This window comes from Lentibacillus populi (assembly GCA_014642895.1).
GTDB classification, from domain to species: Bacteria; Bacillota; Bacilli; order Bacillales; family Amphibacillaceae; genus Lentibacillus_C; species Lentibacillus_C populi.
The window spans coordinates 23,219-40,749 of sequence record BMJD01000011.1; the positions used below are offsets into that span (position 1 = coordinate 23,219).

The 17,531-nt window shown below is 40.1% G+C and carries 12 protein-coding genes; 1 reads left to right on the forward strand and 11 read right to left on the reverse strand.

All coding sequences use genetic code 11. The annotated features are described in order from the left end of the window. Positions 1-88 precede the first annotated feature (88 nt). The gene (locus tag IEX12_RS08885) at positions 89-1,105 is read left to right on the forward strand and encodes a serine hydrolase domain-containing protein (RefSeq protein ID WP_188724962.1); all 1,017 of its coding nucleotides are present in this window, start codon (positions 89-91) and stop codon (positions 1,103-1,105) included. A gap of 209 nt (positions 1,106-1,314) precedes the next feature. Here the strand turns inward: IEX12_RS08885 and IEX12_RS08890 are convergent, their stop codons facing one another. From IEX12_RS08890 to IEX12_RS08940, 11 genes are all read right to left on the reverse strand, one after another. Then, positions 1,315-2,940, reverse strand: a complete 1,626-nt coding sequence (locus IEX12_RS08890; protein WP_088049317.1) for an amidohydrolase — start codon at positions 2,938-2,940, stop codon at positions 1,315-1,317. Between the two features lie 38 nt (positions 2,941-2,978). Beyond that, positions 2,979-4,547: a bifunctional GNAT family N-acetyltransferase/carbon-nitrogen hydrolase family protein gene (locus IEX12_RS08895; RefSeq protein WP_088049316.1), complete on the reverse strand. Its 1,569-nt coding sequence runs from the start codon at positions 4,545-4,547 to the stop codon at positions 2,979-2,981. A 121-nt stretch (positions 4,548-4,668) separates the two neighbouring features. Further along, positions 4,669-6,078, reverse strand: a complete 1,410-nt coding sequence (locus tag IEX12_RS08900; protein WP_088049315.1) for an NAD-dependent succinate-semialdehyde dehydrogenase — start codon at positions 6,076-6,078, stop codon at positions 4,669-4,671. 14 nt (positions 6,079-6,092) lie between these two features. Further along, entirely contained in the window at positions 6,093-7,175 is a 1,083-nt protein-coding gene (locus IEX12_RS08905; RefSeq protein ID WP_088049314.1) for a C45 family autoproteolytic acyltransferase/hydrolase, read from the reverse strand. 123 nt (positions 7,176-7,298) lie between these two features. Beyond that, a complete protein-coding gene (locus IEX12_RS08910) occupies positions 7,299-8,672 on the reverse strand; it encodes an aminotransferase family protein (protein ID WP_308777567.1) in 1,374 nt (457 codons plus the stop codon). Positions 8,673-9,196: 524 nt separating this feature from the next. Then, the gene (locus tag IEX12_RS08915) at positions 9,197-11,311 is read right to left on the reverse strand and encodes a sigma 54-interacting transcriptional regulator (RefSeq protein WP_188724963.1); all 2,115 of its coding nucleotides are present in this window, start codon (positions 11,309-11,311) and stop codon (positions 9,197-9,199) included. 218 nt (positions 11,312-11,529) lie between these two features. Continuing rightward, positions 11,530-13,053 carry a bifunctional GNAT family N-acetyltransferase/carbon-nitrogen hydrolase family protein gene (locus tag IEX12_RS08920; RefSeq protein ID WP_188724964.1) on the reverse strand — a complete coding sequence of 508 codons (1,524 nt, stop codon included), beginning with the start codon at positions 13,051-13,053 and terminating at the stop codon, positions 11,530-11,532. Between the two features lie 77 nt (positions 13,054-13,130). After that, positions 13,131-14,408 (reverse strand): NAD(P)/FAD-dependent oxidoreductase, encoded by a 1,278-nt coding sequence (locus IEX12_RS08925; protein WP_188724965.1) that lies wholly within the window; start codon positions 14,406-14,408, stop codon positions 13,131-13,133. 263 nt (positions 14,409-14,671) lie between these two features. After that, a complete protein-coding gene (locus IEX12_RS08930) occupies positions 14,672-15,523 on the reverse strand; it encodes an ABC transporter permease (protein ID WP_102415688.1) in 852 nt (283 codons plus the stop codon). Positions 15,524-15,537: 14 nt separating this feature from the next. Further along, the gene (locus tag IEX12_RS08935) at positions 15,538-16,317 is read right to left on the reverse strand and encodes an ABC transporter permease (RefSeq protein WP_088049309.1); all 780 of its coding nucleotides are present in this window, start codon (positions 16,315-16,317) and stop codon (positions 15,538-15,540) included. A gap of 101 nt (positions 16,318-16,418) precedes the next feature. Beyond that, on the reverse strand, positions 16,419-17,486 hold the full coding sequence (locus tag IEX12_RS08940) for an ABC transporter substrate-binding protein (protein ID WP_088049308.1): 1,068 nt from the start codon (positions 17,484-17,486) through the stop codon (positions 16,419-16,421). Between the last annotated feature and the right edge of the window lie 45 nt (positions 17,487-17,531).

Here is a 17,531-nt window from a genome sequence, read left to right on the forward strand (position 1 = left end):
CAAATCTGAAGGCTCTAATCATTATCTTTTTTCAAAGTGGAAGACAAAACGGTACATGTAAAAGTAAAAGATAATGAGGAGAATATATATGAAGTTCAAAAACGTAATAAACAGATTAAATGCTATACAAAAAGAAGTGGATTTTTCAGGAACCGTATATGTAAAAGTAAAAGATTCCGTTTTCACAGAAAGTTATGGCTATGCAAACCGTACGGAGAAAATTGCCAATCAAGTAAAAACAAGGTACGGGATCGCCTCCGGTTGTAAAATCTTTACAGCTATAGCGATTTGTCAGCTTGTCGAGCAAGGGAAGCTGAGATTTGAGACAAGGCTGGTCGATTGTCTTGACATCCCCTTTCCTTATTTTGATGAAGGTGTCACCGTTCATCATTTACTTACTCATACATCAGGCATACCAGATTATTTTGATGAAGATGAAATGGATGATTACGAAGAGCTTTGGCTGCAAAAGCCAATGTATCTGATCAGACGTTTGCATGACTTTCTGCCATTTTTCCAAAACGAACAGATGAAATCGCCTGCTGGTGCGACGTTTCACTATAATAATGCAGAATATATTGTCCTGGGATTAATTATTGAACAGGTGTCTGGCTACACTTTTAGTGATTATGTGGAGCAGTTTATCTTTAAGAAAGCCGGTATGAATGATTCCGGCTATTTTGAAATGGATTCCTTACCTGAGAGAGTCGCTTATGGTTACATCAAAAAACCTGACGGCGGATACCGAACAAATATATATTCCATTCCCGTAAAAGGTGGCTCAGACGGCGGTGCTTATGTAACTGCAGAAGATATGGTCAAGTGCTGGGAAGAATTATCTAACTATAAGCTTTTAACGAAAGAAATGACGGAAAAACTTCTGACCCCACAGATACAGGTAGAGGAAGATATCTTTTATGGCTATGGGCTGTATATGCAAATGGATCAAGATAAAGTAGTAAAGTATATACTGATGGGCTATGATCCAGGAATAAACTTTCGTGCGGTGTTTTATCCAGAAACATCTTTGAATATTGTTGTTTGTTCAAATAAATCGGACGGTGCATATGAGGTAATTACGGGGATACAGGAAGCATTGAGGTGATGAAAAGGGAGCTGTGCTGGCTCCCTTTTTGTTATTCTCCTTTTTTTCCAGCAGTTCGATTGACTCTGGGATACGCTCAATCGGTTTCGGTGCAAGCACGATCAACTTTGGGCACGGTTCGATCAATTTAAGGTGCCCTCGATCGAATTTGTGTGCGGCTCGAGCGTTTCCAGAGCACGCCCGATCGATTTCTGAAACCGCAGCTCAATTCAATCCTGAAATACAACCTTTCCATCCATAACCGTTAATTCTACTTTCGCCTCTCTAATTTGTTCAATAGGCACATCAAACAAGTTACGGTCAAGAACAATTACATCAGCTAATTTCCCTTTTTCCAGCGTTCCCAAATCATGCTCACGGAACCCTCCATAGGCTGATCCTAATGTATAACTACGTAATGCTTCCGCCAATGTAATCTTTTCATCCGGATTCCAGCCATCTTCCGGATTCCCGTCATTAAACACCCTTGTCACGGCACGATATATTTCCACCATCGGATCCAAATCAACGACAGGGAAATCAGTTCCGAATGCCATTTTAGCTCCATGCTGTTTCAAAGTGTTAATCGGCCAGGTTAAATGTTCGCGTGTTTTTCCTAAACGATCAAGGTAGTCGTTTTCCTTAAACCTATCGGATACAGCCAAATGTTCCGGTTGCATAGATGCAATAACGCCTAATTCAGAAAAACGATTAAGATCATCTGGATGGATCACTTCAATATGCTCAATCGTATGCCGGGAATCCCGAATTCCATTAACTGTTTGTGCTGTTTCAAAGGAATCCAATCCTAAACGGACTGCACCATCACCACAAGCGTGAAGACGAATACGAAAGCCTTCGCTATCTGCATCTACAATCCATTGTTTGACTTCATCGACCGGTATAAGCGTATTGCCGCGCGTTTCCGGACGGTCCGAATAAGGTTCCAAGAGATAGGCGGTGTACGTAGTCGGGACGCCATCCAAAAATTGTTTCAGGCCAGAAAACATGAGTTTATCAGAATTGTATTTTTTTCTTAACATCCTGGGTCGCTCCAAATCTCCGTTTAATGCGGTCAGAAATTGGATACGGGTTGTTAATTTCCCTTTTTCTTCAAACGCTTGATATAGATCAAGATCCCCTAATTCGAGATTAGGAAGCGGAAGCATATCGCTTACCGTTGTAATTCCCAATCTAGCTGCTTGCCCCATGAAATTTTGCAGTATCCTCTCTTTACGCACTCTTGGAATACTAGTAAATGCTTCTTTGGCCAATCCCATCGCTGTTTCATATAAAAATCCTGACGGTTCCCCATTTTCGTCTCTTGTTATCTCGCCAAAAGGTGGATCAGGTGTATTTCGATCAACATGAATAAGCTCCAGTGCTTTACTATTCAGCCAAGCACCGTGGCATTCCGCATTGAAAAGGAAAACGGGGCGATCCGGGATAAGTTTGTCAAGGGTTGAACGATGTGGAAGTTTTTTATCATCCCAAAATACATGGTACCAGCTGAAGCCAATCACCCAAGGATCATCAGGCCGACTGTCAGCAAATATCTTGACCATTTCAGCCGTTTCCTGCTCAGACTTTGCACCAATCAGTGATACACTGTCCTGCGATAGACTCCCAAGAAATAAATGCAGGTGAAAATCCTGAAAACCAGGCATAATTAATTTTTCCCCATAGTGAAGAACCTTTGTATTTGGCCCGATGAAGTCCTTTATTTCTTCATTGGATCCCACTGCCAAAATATAACGCCCCTTAATTGCCACCGATCCGCTAATCGGTTTGTCCTCAACTCCGGTAAATATCGCTTCACTATTTAATATGAGATCTGCCTTTTCAAACGAATGCATTTGCTTCCTCCCCCTAATTTACTAACGGGCCAATTTGATTAAGAATTTACAGTTGTTATGTTTGGCGTTCCCACTATTTCTCCCTGATAAAGATCCCTTCTCTGATCCTTAAACGGTGTAACTGTTCCGACTAAACGATTGCGCCGCAGTGATTCAAGATCTACCTCTCCAACGACCATTGTCTCCGTATTAGGATCACTCTCTCCAATAATTCCATTTTCGGAAAAGGCATAATCAATTGGTGAAAAAATAGCCGATTGTGCATAGTGGGTATTCATATGATAAACCTGAGTTAGATTGCCAACTGCACCTGCAGTAATAACGATGGCCTGATTTTCAACAGCCCTTGCCTGCGCACAGTAACGAATCCTTAAATAGTCTTGTTTGTCTGTCGAAGTATACGGTGTGAAAATCAATTGTGCACCACGTTCTACTGCGATTCGCGCCAACTCTGGAAATTGGATATCATATCCGATTAAAATGGCAACTTTTCCACAATCTGTATCGAAAACATTCACTTCATTACCGGATTGAATCCCCCACCATTTCTGCTCATCTGATGAGATGTGAAGCTTATATTGTTTATCAATCGTCCCATTGCGGTGGAACAGATAAGCGACATTATACACCGAATCACTTTCGGCAACGATATGTGATCCGGCCACGATATTGATACTATATCGAATTGCAAGACTGGTAAATAGTTGTATATAGTCCTCCGTATATGCTGCGACTTTCCTCACCTGTTTACTCGGAACTGTTTCGCCAAGAAATGACAACAGCTGCATGGTGAATAGCTCCGGAAAAACAACAAAATCGGAACGTATCTTTGAACTTGCATCCACATAATATTCACTTTGAGCCGCAAAATCCTCAAATGATTTAATCCCCTTCATTGGGTATTGAATCGCTGAATTTCTTACAGGCAAGGAACGCTTATAATTTTGATCTGACAATGTTGCCAAGTAATCCGGATTGTGCCATTCCATCAAAGTCGCATATTTTAATGAATCATAGTCATCTGGTAAATAATTCGGCATCACTTTTCTTAATTTAAAACCATTCATTAGTTGAAAGGTGAGTACCGGGTCGTAAAGGTTTCGTTTCATTACTTGATCCGTATACTCATCTACAGTCATTTGGTCTGCGTAAAGATGAAAATTGGGGATCCGGCCGCCAAATAAAATACTTTTTAAATTGAACTTTTGACAAATATTGCGTCGTGCTTCGTACAATCTCCGTCCAATTTTCATATGCCGGTAATCCGGATGAACAACAACTTCAATTCCGTACAAATTTTTCCCATTTGGATTATGATTACGAATAAAACCTTCATCGGCAATCTCATCAAATGAATGATCTTCCCCATATTCGTCAAAATTCACGATAATACTCGAACAAGAGCCAACAATTTCCCCATCATATTCAATACAAGCTTGCCCTTCAGGGAAAATTTTTAATTGGCTCTCAAAATGTTCCCGTTTAAACGCGATATCCGGATTACCGAATCCGAGTTGATTCATTTTAATAATATCTTCTATATCTTCATGCTTTGTTTGGCGAACAATTAGTTTTTTCTCCATATGGGATAAATCTACACTCGACACGATGGGTTCCTCCTCTCGGCAACTTAAACTAATTGGCAGGGTTTTATAATAGCTATCAAAAGTTTATTCATAATAAAATCTGATTCTTTTATGCATCTAGGAAAAGGTTTGTTCACGTGAATTAATTTGCCTTAATGGAAACATATTTTTCTTCCAAATACTCTAAAAGTCCATATTTTCCGCCTTCTTTACCAATACCACTCTCTTTCACCCCGCCAAATGGAGCCTGAATGGTAATTGGCGTTGGATCGTTAATACCAACAATTCCGAACTCCAACTCATGCATCATCCGAAGTCCACGGCCCAAGTCCTTCGTGAAACAATACGCCGCCAACCCATAAGAAGCGTGGTTAGCCCTTTCCACCACTTCTTCTTCCGTTTTAAACGTAAAGATTGGCGCTACAGGACCAAATGTTTCTTCTGTGGCGATCTTCATTTTATCATTAGCGTAATGAATAACAGTAGGTTCATAGAAATTTTGGCTGCCAACCGTTTTTCCACCGCAGAGTACCTTTCCGTTATGTTTTTTGGCATCTTCTACATGACTTGAAACCTTTGCTAAAGCTGCATCATTAATAAGCGGGCCAACATCGACTCCACTTTCCAATCCGTTACCTACCTTTAATTTTGAAACTTTTTCCGCCAGCTTTTCCCCGAATTCTTCTGCTATATCTTCAGAAACATATACCCGGTTTGTACTGATACAAGTTTGACCGGTGTTTTTAAACTTTGAAAGCAGGACACCTTCGACTGCTGCATCCAGGTCAGCATCCTCAAAAACAATAAGCGGTGCATGGCCGCCAAGCTCCATGGAGATCTTCTTCACCGTGTCAGCTGAATCACGGATGAGCTTCTTGCCAACAGCTGTTGATCCGGTAAAGGTAATTTTTCGTACGTCAGGATTGCTCGTCATTTCCCCGCCGACTTCCTCTGCTGGACCAATCACAAGGTTCGCCACCCCTTTTGGTAATCCAGCTTCATGAAAACATTCAAACACTTTAATCGCTGATAAGGGGGTTGCTGGTGCCGGCTTGAGCACGATTGTACATCCAGCAGCGAGTGCCGGGGCGATTTTTCGTGTGATCATGGACATTGGAAAATTCCACGGGGTAATCGCTGCTGCCACCCCGATTGGCTGACGAATGACCATTAAGTGTTTATCAGGATGGGACGCGGGAATAGTATCTCCATACACCCTTTTCGCTTCCTCGGCATACCAATTAAGATAGTTAATAGCACTATTAACCTCGCTTTTGGCATCGACAAGTGGTTTTCCGTTTTCTTTTGTAATCGTTTCCGCCAATTCATCCTTTCGTTCCTTCATTATACGGACAGCCTCTGCCAAATAATAGCTTCGTTGATCACCCGTTGTTTTCTTCCAGGCAGAAAATGCCTCCTTGGCACATGTAATAGCTTCTTTTGTTTCTGCTCTGCCAACAGTTACCACAGAGGTGATCAATTCTCCTGTCGCCGGGTTCATAACATCTATTGTTTCGTTGGATTGTCTCCATTCTCCATTTATATAAACCATGTGATTTCCCCCTCCTATATTTCTACAAATTTACCTTCAGATGGTTTTCCGATACAAAGCAGCATTTTCCGCTTCGATAGATTCATAATGACCGAAAAGACCGTCTCCATCCTGCGATGTTCTGGAGCTAACTCGTTTGGAAAATGATTAATAGAATTCGGGGCATTAAATTCATCAGCAAGCCATTCTTGGAATGATCCCTCATTAATCGATTGTTGTTTTGCAATGGCCGTATTGATGAGTTGTTCCGCCCTCCGTTTTCGAAGCATGGAATCGTCGTACTTAAACTCATTCATGTCTTGTAAATGTTGTTTAATAGAATCCGAGCAAATGTGGTTCGTATGTACGAGCTTACCATCATCACCACCGATATAATCAATTCCAAACGGAGAAACCTCCGCATTGACAGCCATTCCATTTCCATTTCCCTCATCACTGCCAATTAAAAAACTTGCTGCAGCAGCAATTTTCCCATCTTTAATCTTCGAGATCGCTTCCGTCAAAGAATAGGAATTTAAGACAGCCCGCAATCCTAGATGAATTGGTAAACCTTCTGATTTTTTATCGGTAATTAATGCATTAAAACAAACACCTACCCCCGCTGAATTAAAACCAATTTTTCCGATAATCCCACCCTCTGTAACCATTTTCACAGCTGGTTTTGTATCGCTCTGAATGTCAAGCAGCAGCAGGCTATTCTTTTGTGTTCCTTTCCAGTCCCAATTCTGGCCGATGATCGTATCATCTGTCACCGGCGGCATTACTGCAATAGCTGTGCAGCCATCAGAGAAGGCTGATCCTTTATAACCTGCCAAAGCAATTTCACTTCGAGCATTTAATGCCAATATATCTTCAAAGTCAACACCCGCACCCTCAGCAATCCCTTCCATTTCCTCTACCATTTGCAAATCATGCTTCTCAATGGCTTGCAAATGAGCAAGCGCTCGTTCCCTGGCATCCTTCCAGCTAATATGCTGATACCCGTGAAACAGTTTTTCATACGTTTTCAGGCTTTGAATTACTTCTTCTTTTCCTTGATGACCATGTTCTCTTCCAATTTCTTTAGCAGACCCAGCAAGTGTCAGACTTTTGATCATTTTCCCGCCCCTTCCATACTAGAGGTGAGATGTTGGAATTGAACCTTTTGAAAAGATGACCAATTCCAACTCTCCTGTTTTATCCTCTTCCAAAAACAATAGCTAAACAGATGCTGTATCTCACTACTCAAGCTTCTTTTCAAACGCGGTGATAGCGTCATCGATAATCGTAATCATTTCTTCTACCTCTTGCTTATTGATGACAAGCGGTGGGGCGATCGCTACTATTTCACGATTGGAGCCAAGTGTTCTTAAAATTAATTTACGGTCAAAGCATTCATCCACCACAGTAGTTGCTGGTGCTACAGAAAGATCAAACAGTTTTCCAGTATCACGATCCTCATAAAGTTCAAATGCAGCTAGCAAACCAATAGCCCGGCAGTTCGTTACATGCGAATGTTTATCTTCCAAATAATTAAACCCTTCTTTTAACGTTTGTTCCATTTTAGACGTATTCTCGATAATATGATCCCGTTCCAGAATCTCAATATTCTTCAAGGCAACCGCACAAGCTGTCGGGTGTCCGCTATACGTAAAACCATGAGACAATACTCCTTCATACTGTACAATTGTATCCCGGATGCTTTGCTTCATCATTACGCCACCTAGTTGGGAATAACCGCTTGTAACCCCTTTCGCAAAGCACATTAAATCGGGAACGACATCCCAATGTTCGACGGCAAACATCTCCCCTGTGCGGCCGAATCCGCAAATGACTTCATCGGCAATAAACAAAATACCGAATTCATCACAAAGCTTGCGAACGGCTCGTAAGTACCCTTTCGGAGGTATATGAACACCACCTGACCCTTGAACAGGCTCCATGATGACGGCAGCAATTGTCTCCGCACCTTCTTTTTCCACGATATCCCTAATACACCCCTCATAATTTGGGTCATGCCTATCTCCTGATTCACAATTGGTGAGATGCGGCTTCGCATGGAACACATCGGCAATATTGGAATCTGCAAAATCATGAAATGCCGGAATACCTGTTGCTGTTTGTGCGGCCACAGTAACCCCATGATAGCCATTTTCCAAGGCAATAATTTTCCGTTTTTTATATTGCCCTTTTAAGCTCCAATAAAAGCGAGCCAACTTAAAAGCGGTGTCATTCGATTCCGACCCACCAGATGTATAGAAAACTGCATTTAAGTCACCAGGAGCCAGCGCAGCCAATTTTTCAGCAAGTTGAATAGCTGGTTCATTGGAATATCCTTTGAAAGAGGATGCATATGCCATTTTTAACATCTGCTCTTTTGCTGCTTCAGCAAGTTCTTGCTGACCATGACCTAAATTTACGTTCCAGAGCATGGATAATCCATCGAAATATCTTTCACCATTCGTACTATTGCAGTAAACACCTTTTCCATCAGCAAAGATAAGCGGTGTCCCTTGTTCTGCCTGAACCTTCGGCGGTGTTGTCGGATGGATATAGTGCTTTTTATCCAACTCTATTAGTTCCATGGTTTTTAAGTTTTGCGTTTGAACAGCCACGGATAAAACCTCCCAAAAATAATTTTATTTATCATGCTTACATCTTAATCAATGCAATTTCTATGCCAAAACGGATGATCAACCCATTGGCACAGTCATCTTCACACTGTGTCTTAAGTCCACTTATCAGACAAAAAGTAATACAACGGGCTTTTTGTTTTTACAAATATTGTAAATATTTTCCATATATCATTTTGGTATTTTCTCTTTAGAGCTACGCTTTCCGTCATAACAAACGCAAAATTATGAGAAAATGCATACCATTATTTTTTTTTGCATAAAAAATAACGGAAAATCATGCAGCTATTCTACTGTGCACATTCAATTGATCGATAAAGGTCATGATTAGTACAAAACATCCAAAATCATGTGCTGCCGCCCGCACAAAAGTACATGATTGGTGCGTGTTCAAAAGTTGCCAAATTGGATCTAGATAGTCAAGGCGGCGCAGCTTCAAGCACCGGAGAAACCAGTGAGCACGCGAGTTGGCCCTTTTCATTTGGTACCTCTCTGAATATCCTCTATTAGTGATTTTTTTGCCTTTGGGAAATTTTGTGTAACTTGCGACTTACTGCTGATTGGCTAATTCCCAATGCTATTGCCGCTTTTGTTGTAGTTTTGTATTTTTCCATCGCAAGTGAAATTAATTGCTCCTCCACATGGTCTTGTGCTTCTTTAAGTGGTATAATTCCCGTCACCATTGGTTTAGTCTTGCCATTATTGCCAAACTTTAAGAATTGGCTGACAAAGTTCGCTGTAATGACCTCATCATCCGCCGTAACAAATAGTCGTTCAATAAGATTTTGCAATTCACGAATATTTCCCGGCCACGTGTAAACTTCCAATAAACTTAGTGCATCAGGTGTAAAGTGATAATTTTTCCCATACTGCTGATTCAACTTACGAAGGAAATGGTACGCCAATAATGGAACGTCTTCGCTTCTTTCCCTTAGTGGGGGGACATAAATCGGGATAACATTAATTCTATAAAATAAATCCTCACGAAACGTGCCTTCTTCAACCATTTTTCCCAAATCTTTATTCGTTGCCGCAATAATTTGTACATCAACTGGGATTGCTTGTGCGCCACCAACAGGAACAACTTCATTTTGTTGCAGTACCCGTAATAATTTCACTTGGAGATGGGTAGGAATTTCGCCGATTTCATCCAGAAATAAAATGCCGCCATCTGCTTGTTGAAAATAACCCATTTTTCCATTGGGATCGGCACCAGTGAAGGCGCCTTTTGTATAACCAAACAGTTCGCTTTCCAGCAGGTTTTCAGGAATGGCCCCACAATTAATCGTCAAATAAGGTCTGTTCGAACGATTTCCTTCTTTATGAATCGCTTGGGCAATCAGCTCTTTCCCTACCCCGGATTCCCCCAGAACAAGGACAGTAGAAGAAAAGCCAGCTAACTTTCTAATTTGAATCATGATCTTTTCCATTTTCGAGCTGCGGTAAATAATTTTTTTGGAAGCCTCGGTTTTATTTCTAAGACTGTCCAATTCTTCTTTATATTTTCGGGAAATTTCCTTCGTTTGCATTAACTCGGATTTTAGTTTTGTATTTTCCGTAATATCCCTCGAGGCAATGATAATCCGTTGCAGCTTCCCTTCGTCATTAAAAAAGGGATTACCAATAGCTAAAATTTTTTTGCCACTTTCTGTTTCCTGAACAATAGAAACCTTTTTCCCTTTTTCAATTACCAAACGGGCAACAGATGGGGTGAAAACACCGTTTCTTTCCATTTCCAATAAGTTTTTTCCTACTATATTTTTTAAATCTTCCTTCCAAAAATCTGAAATATAATTTTCACTATGACGAAGCAGTATGCCTTTTTCATTTACAACAAGGATTTCATCATAAATGGTTGAGAGGATTGCATTTAAATCCTGGTTTAGATCTTTGACAAATTCAATTTCCATTGCCATCTCTTTCACCATTGGGAGGTCCTGTACAATAATGACAGCTCCATCTACTTTCCCTTGAGAATTCTCGATCGGGCTATAGTCTATAAGAACCCCCATCTCATCCGTAATATGAATCTGATTCAATAACGTCTCACCTGTTGAGAATACCTTTTCCAAATGATCTTTCCTAAAAATGGATCCTGCCTCAATACCCATGACTTTGTCTAATGTCGAGTGAATCATTCTTAACCCGGATTCATTACAATTGACGACCCTTCTTTCGTGATCCACAACAAACATTCCCATTGGGATCGAAGCCAAAAGGATTTTCAACAAATTGATATTTTTATTCTCTTCTCGAAACAGTTCAACAAGCATATCCTCTCTTGTGATATACCCGATCAGTTTATTGCTTTCATCTTTTACTAAAACAATTGGTTCCCCCATTATCCAGAAAATAAAGGGTAATGTTATGGTATTGTTTGGTTTCAGAATTCCTACATTTTCAAGTGAGATCGCATTGGATTGAAGTCTTTTTAACGTTATGTCCGGGCTTGCCCAACTATCAACCCCCAAATCTTTTAAAAAAACGTAAGCATATACTTTATTTTTTTTCTGTAAAAAAACAAAGTGCTCTTTATTACCGGCCAATTGTTCTGATAATGGTTCTACATCTTCTGAAATCGTAAAAATTGGTTTGAGCTTATCCTGAACTGCCTTATTCATAGAAGTGAAAATCCCCTTTACAATATTTTCTGTCATTTCATCATAACACGATTTTTAAAATATATCGAAAAAATAAAAAATAGATTATTTGACAGGTATTATTAATTGTAAATGGGGTTGGCAGCAGCAATCAGGTAATTCTATTGTTTATTATTTACTCCACAAAAATAAAGGAAAACTTCATTCGCTTTTGCAATCACTTGATTATCCGGCCTTCCTTATTTAATGTCATTCCTACTGTCTTTTAACGGTGTAACTGTTCCGATCAAACGATTGCGCCGCAGTGATTCAAGATCTACCTCTCCTACGACCATTGTCTCCGTATTAGGATCGCTCTCTCCGATAATTCCATTTTCAGACAAGGCATAATCAATTGGTGAAAAAATGGCCGATTGTGCATAGTGGGTATTCATATGATAAACCTGTGTTAGATTGCCAACTGCACCTGCAGTAATAACGATGGCCTGATTTTCAACAGCCCTTGCCTGCGCACAGTAACGAATTCTTAAATAGCCTTGTTTGTCTGTTGCGGTAAACGGTGTGAAAATCATTTGCGCACCACGTTCCACTACGATTCGCGCCAACTCCGGAAATTGGATATCATATCCAGTTAACATGGCAACTTTTCCACAATCCGTATCGAACAAATTCACTTCCTTACCAGATTGAATCCCCCACCATTTCCGCTCATCAGGGGAAATATGGAGCTTATATTGCTTGTCAATCGTACCATTGCGGTGGAACAAATAGGCCACATTATACACCGAATCATTTTCTGCAACGACTTGTGAACCGGCAACAATATTAATACTATAGCGGATTGCCAGATTAGAAAATAATTGGATATAGTCCCCAATATATGTAGCGACCTTCCTTACCTGTTTACTTGGAACCGTTTCACCAAGGAAGGACAGCAGCTGCATGGTGAACAACTCCGGGAAAACAACAAAATCGGAACGTACCTTTGAACTTGCATCCACATAATATTCACTTTGAGCTGCAAAATCCTTAAATGATTCAATCTCCTTCATTGGATATTGAATTGCTGAAATTCTAACCGGCAGAGAATGCTTATAATTGTAAACCGATGGTGATGGGATGTAATCTGGATTATGCCATTCCATCAATGTTGCATATTCTAGTGAATCGTGATCATCAGGTAAATAGTTTGGAAGAATTCGTTTAAACTCAAATCCATTCATTAACTGGAAATTCAAGACAGGATCATACAAATTCTTATCGATAACCTGCTTAACGTACTCCTCTGGTGACAGCTTATCCGCGTATTTATGGTAATTGGGAATGCGTCCTCCAAAAACAATACTTTTCAAATTAAATTTCTGGCAAATACGACGGCGTGCTTCATACAACCTTCGCCCAATTTTCATATGCCTGTAATCAGGGTGAACTACAACATCTGTCCCATACAGGTTAAGACCTTTTGGGTTATGATTCCGGATATAGCCATCATCGGTAATTTCATCAATAGTATGTTCTTCATTATAATCATTGAAATTAACGATCAAACTAGAACATGACCCGATGATTTTACCATCATATTTTATACAAACCTGTCCTTCTGGAAAAATTCTCAGATGGCTTTCATAATGTTCCCGTGTAAACGGAATTTCCGGATTAGCAAAACCGATCTTCGCCATTGCAATAATCTCATCGATGTCTCCATGTTCAATCGGACAAACAGCGATTTCTTTTTCGTAATCGGCTTGATCAATTTTCGGCATCAATGTTCCCTCCCTTTTACATTTTTATATTGGCTACAATTTATAAAATAATAATTCCTTATCGATACGTACCCTTTCTACGATATACGGTCACGGAACTTCATATAAAATTTCATCATGCCTACTGCTTTTGCATGTTGACTGTGAAATGGTATGGGACGTAATCGGGCTTTTTCCAGCGGGTTGTCTCCTCCGCCTTCATGGAGTATATTTTTTGCAATTAGTTTTCCAGCCATGGAAGACATTGCAGCACCATGTCCGGCAAAACCAAACGCATAATACGATCCGTCCTCCAATTGCCCCATGTATGGCAGCATTTCCTGCGTAAAGCCGACTTTACCTCCCCAGCGATAGTCCACTTGCGCATTCTTCAATTGCGGAAAAACAGTAATCATCCCCGCACGTAAGTTATTGAAAAGATTCTCTTGATCTCGTTTGCTTGAGGAACGTCCAGATCCCCCGAATGCCAACCGATGATCCGCTGTCAGCCGGAAATAGTAAAGCAAATTCTTTGTATCCGATACGGCCCTATCATGCTTGATTAAGTCCTGACATAGTTCTTCAGAAAGAGGTTCTGTTGCGATCATAATACTTTCAACAGGAACGATGGTCTTTTTTATCGTTTTCTGAAAATCCCCTGAATAAGCATTTGTAACAATAACAAGCTCTTTAGCGATTACTCTTCCCTTGTTGGTGTTTACGACAACCTTACCAGACTCTTTTCGGTAACTCAAAGCCTCTGACTGTTCATAAATTGTTCCCCCCATCTCTTCGACTGCCTCTGCTAACCCGAGCGCATAATTAAGTGGGTGAAAATGAGCACTGCTCTCATCGACTCGACCACCGTGATAAAAAGGTGTGTTTAATTCCGAATGAAGATCCTGCTTTTCAACAACCTTAATTTTTTTATAGTCAAAATCTCTTTCCATCACCTCTTGCTCCCTTTTCATTCCATCTAGGTGTGAAGGTTTATATGCAGCATGAAAGTCTCCATTTCGTCTAAATGCACAAGAAATTTGATGTGTATTGATTATATGTTCAATAAGATCAATAGAATCGAGCGAAAGCTGCCACATTTGCCTTGCTGCTTCTAATCCCTTTTTCTTCGCATGTAACTCCATTGAACCGATATAACCAGTCAGCACCTCCCCACCATTCCTGCCACTGGCACCAAAACCAACACTTTCTTTTTCCAAAATAATGGTTTGGCAGTTTTTCCGCTGAAGATGGTAGGCTGTAGATAATCCTGAAAAACCACCGCCAATTACAACTACATCGCAATGCTGTTCCCCTTGAAGTGCCTGCCGTTCCTTCCGTTCGTTTGCCGTAGCTTCCCATAATGACTGTTGCTCCATTTTTTCACTCCTTCTTTCTCTTTAAAAGCCTAATATAAGTGCGTGTTCAAAAAGTTGCCGAAGAGTGTCTTGAAGGTCGAGGCGGCGTAGCTCCCGGCACCGGAATGTACACAAAAAGGTACATGAGGAGCGGGCTTGCACAGGACGTGCTGACTTCTGCTGTTGGCGATTGTCGTGGGCGGTTTTAGCAGAAGATCCCCTTCCGCCAACTCTAGAGTTCGCAGCTTATCATTTGGTGACTTTTTGAACATCCTCTATAAACCTTAAAACAGAAACTTTTTGTCTTTTGACGATGTAAATTTCATAAAAAGCAAAACAGATAACAGTACCAAAACCATCAATAGGATCGAAAGTGCTGCACCGAGTTGCCAGTTCATCTCGACCAAAAACGAATCACGAATGACATTTCCAACCATCACCAATTTATTCCCGCCTAATAAATCGGCAACTACAAATACACTGATTGCAGGGACAAAGGTCATAATAAAGCCAGCAATGATCCCCGGTAATGTTAACGGTAAGGTAACTCTAAAAAATGTTTTAACTGGATTTGCACCCAGATCCTCTGCCGCTTCCAAATAAGACTTATCCAACTGTTCAATGGAGGAATAGATAGGTAATATCATAAAAGGGAGAAACCCATAGACTAATCCAACAATAATGGCGAAGGATGTATATAACATTTTGACTGGTTCTGAGATAATTCCGAAGTGCATTAAAATATTATTAATGACCCCACCATCGTTTAACAATGCGTTCCAAGAATACAAACGAACAACAAGATTTGACCAAAATGGAATCATTACTAAAAACAATAATATATTCTTCCCTTTATCAACACGTGCAATAAAATAAGCAAAAGGGTAGGCCATGACAAGACAAATGACAGATGCAGCAAATGCCCAAAGGACGGATTGCCATATAATCTTTAAATAAAAGGAACTAAATGCCAGCTTATACGATGAAAGACTAAATTCATAGATTGTTCCCCCGTACCCATCACTAACCGTAAAACTAATGACGACAATCATTGCTACCGGAATGACTAAAAACAAAAGCAGCCAAAGCATACTTGGTGATAGCAGTGAATATGCCAGTTTAATATTTTTTATCATGTATTTCTTCCTTTCTATTTCTTGGTCTGCGTCATTCTTTTACCAACAACTAGAACCATGATAACGATGAAGAAAATCATGATTGTGGAAAGAGCATTAATTTCCGGCGAAACCCCTTTTCGCACCATTGAATAAATCAGGACAGGCAATGTACCTGAACCAGGTCCCGTATTGAAAAAGGCAATCACAAACTCATCAAGTGATATAGTGAAAGCCATGAGTGCACCAGCTAATACTCCCGGAAAAATTAACGGAAAAGTTACCTTCCAGAATGTCTGCCAGCTATTGGCTCCAAGATCTTTTGCGGCCTCTTCCAATGAAGAATCAAACCCATATAACCTGGCAACGACTACAAGCATGACGTATGATGTTGTAATCACTACATGACCGGGAATCACCGTAGGAACACCCAATGTAACATGCAACCAGCCATATATGGCAAGTAGTGCAACCCCAACAACAATATCAGGAATGACGACCGGTATGTAAAACAAAAAATTTACAACTTGTTTGCCAAAAAACTTGTAGCGATGAATCGCAAGTGCTGCCAGTGTACCTAAAATGCTCGCAATTAATGTTGTAATCATGGTTACAATAATACTGTTTTTTAGTGCATTTATTATTTGTTCGTCATGAATCAGTTTAAAATACCAGTCAAAGGTAAAGCCTGTCCATACCGTTCCTAGCTTTGAATCATTAAATGAAAATATCATCAATACAATCATCGGGATATAAAAGAATAGGAATACAAGCATCGAATAGACAAACAATATTCTTTTTGTTTTGACTCTCATTTTTACACCTGCCTTTCACAAGCAATAATGAAAACAATTGTATCAACGGAACATGGGGAAAGTTGTTCATCAACCCGACAAGCATATCCCCATGTATGTTTTTACTTGGCTCGTACCTCTTGCCAGGTTCGATTCATCATTTGCAATTGCTCTGGTTTTAAGTCTTTGTAATACACAGCACTTTCTGGAATAGAAGGATAGGAATTTGGATTATTTTTCAATTCACCACTCATCAATTCCTTTGCTGCTTCATTTGGGTTGCTGCTAGGTGTATTCTCCGACAATTTTGCGCTTACCTTAGCACTTAATACGAAATTAATAAATACTTCCGCAGTGTATTTTTGTTTAGATGTTTTCGGAATTACCAGATTGTCGACCCAAATAGTCCCCCCTTCTTCAGGCATGACAAATTTAATGTTGGGATTTTCTTTATAGGCTCTTGCGGCTGAATCGTTATAAGTATGGGATATCCAAGCTGTTCCATTGACTAAATCAGCATCGGGTTCTGAACTATACTTAAGAATATTTGGGTTTAAATCGATTAGCGCTTGTTTTGCCTCTTTTAAATTTTTTTCATTTGGCTTGTTCGCGTCATAACCAAGTTTTTGCAAAGCCATTGTGAGGGATTCCCGTGAATCATTTTGAATGGTTACGTGCCCTTTATATTTTGGATTCCATAGATCTTCGTAACTTGTCGGCTTTTCTACTTTCGTCTCGTTATAGGCAATACCTTCCGTTCCATACATATAAGGAACAGAATATTTTTTACCATCTGTGCCTGGATCATATTCCGGCTTTTGAAATTTTTCTTCTATGTTTTTGAAGTTTGGAATATTATCCATATCAAGTTCAGCAAGAAGACCCTGTTTAATCATTCTTTCCACAATGTAATCCGTCGGAACAACGATATCATATGGTACATTTGCTTTGTTTAACTTTGTAAGCATTTCCTGATTCGAACTGAACGTATCATAGATCACCTTGACACCATATTTCTCTTCGAAATCCTTTATAATTGCTTCGTCACCGTATCCACCCCAATTGAAAAAGTACAATTCGTCTGCAAGTTCCTCGTCTCCAGAGTCAGCTGTGGCATCGTCTGCAGATCCACAAGCAGATAGGCCGATAAGTAAAACACCAAACGTGATCAACCAGATAAATTTCTTCATTCGTGAACCTAACCTCCAATTCATTTTTGATTCGTGAATTTGCAA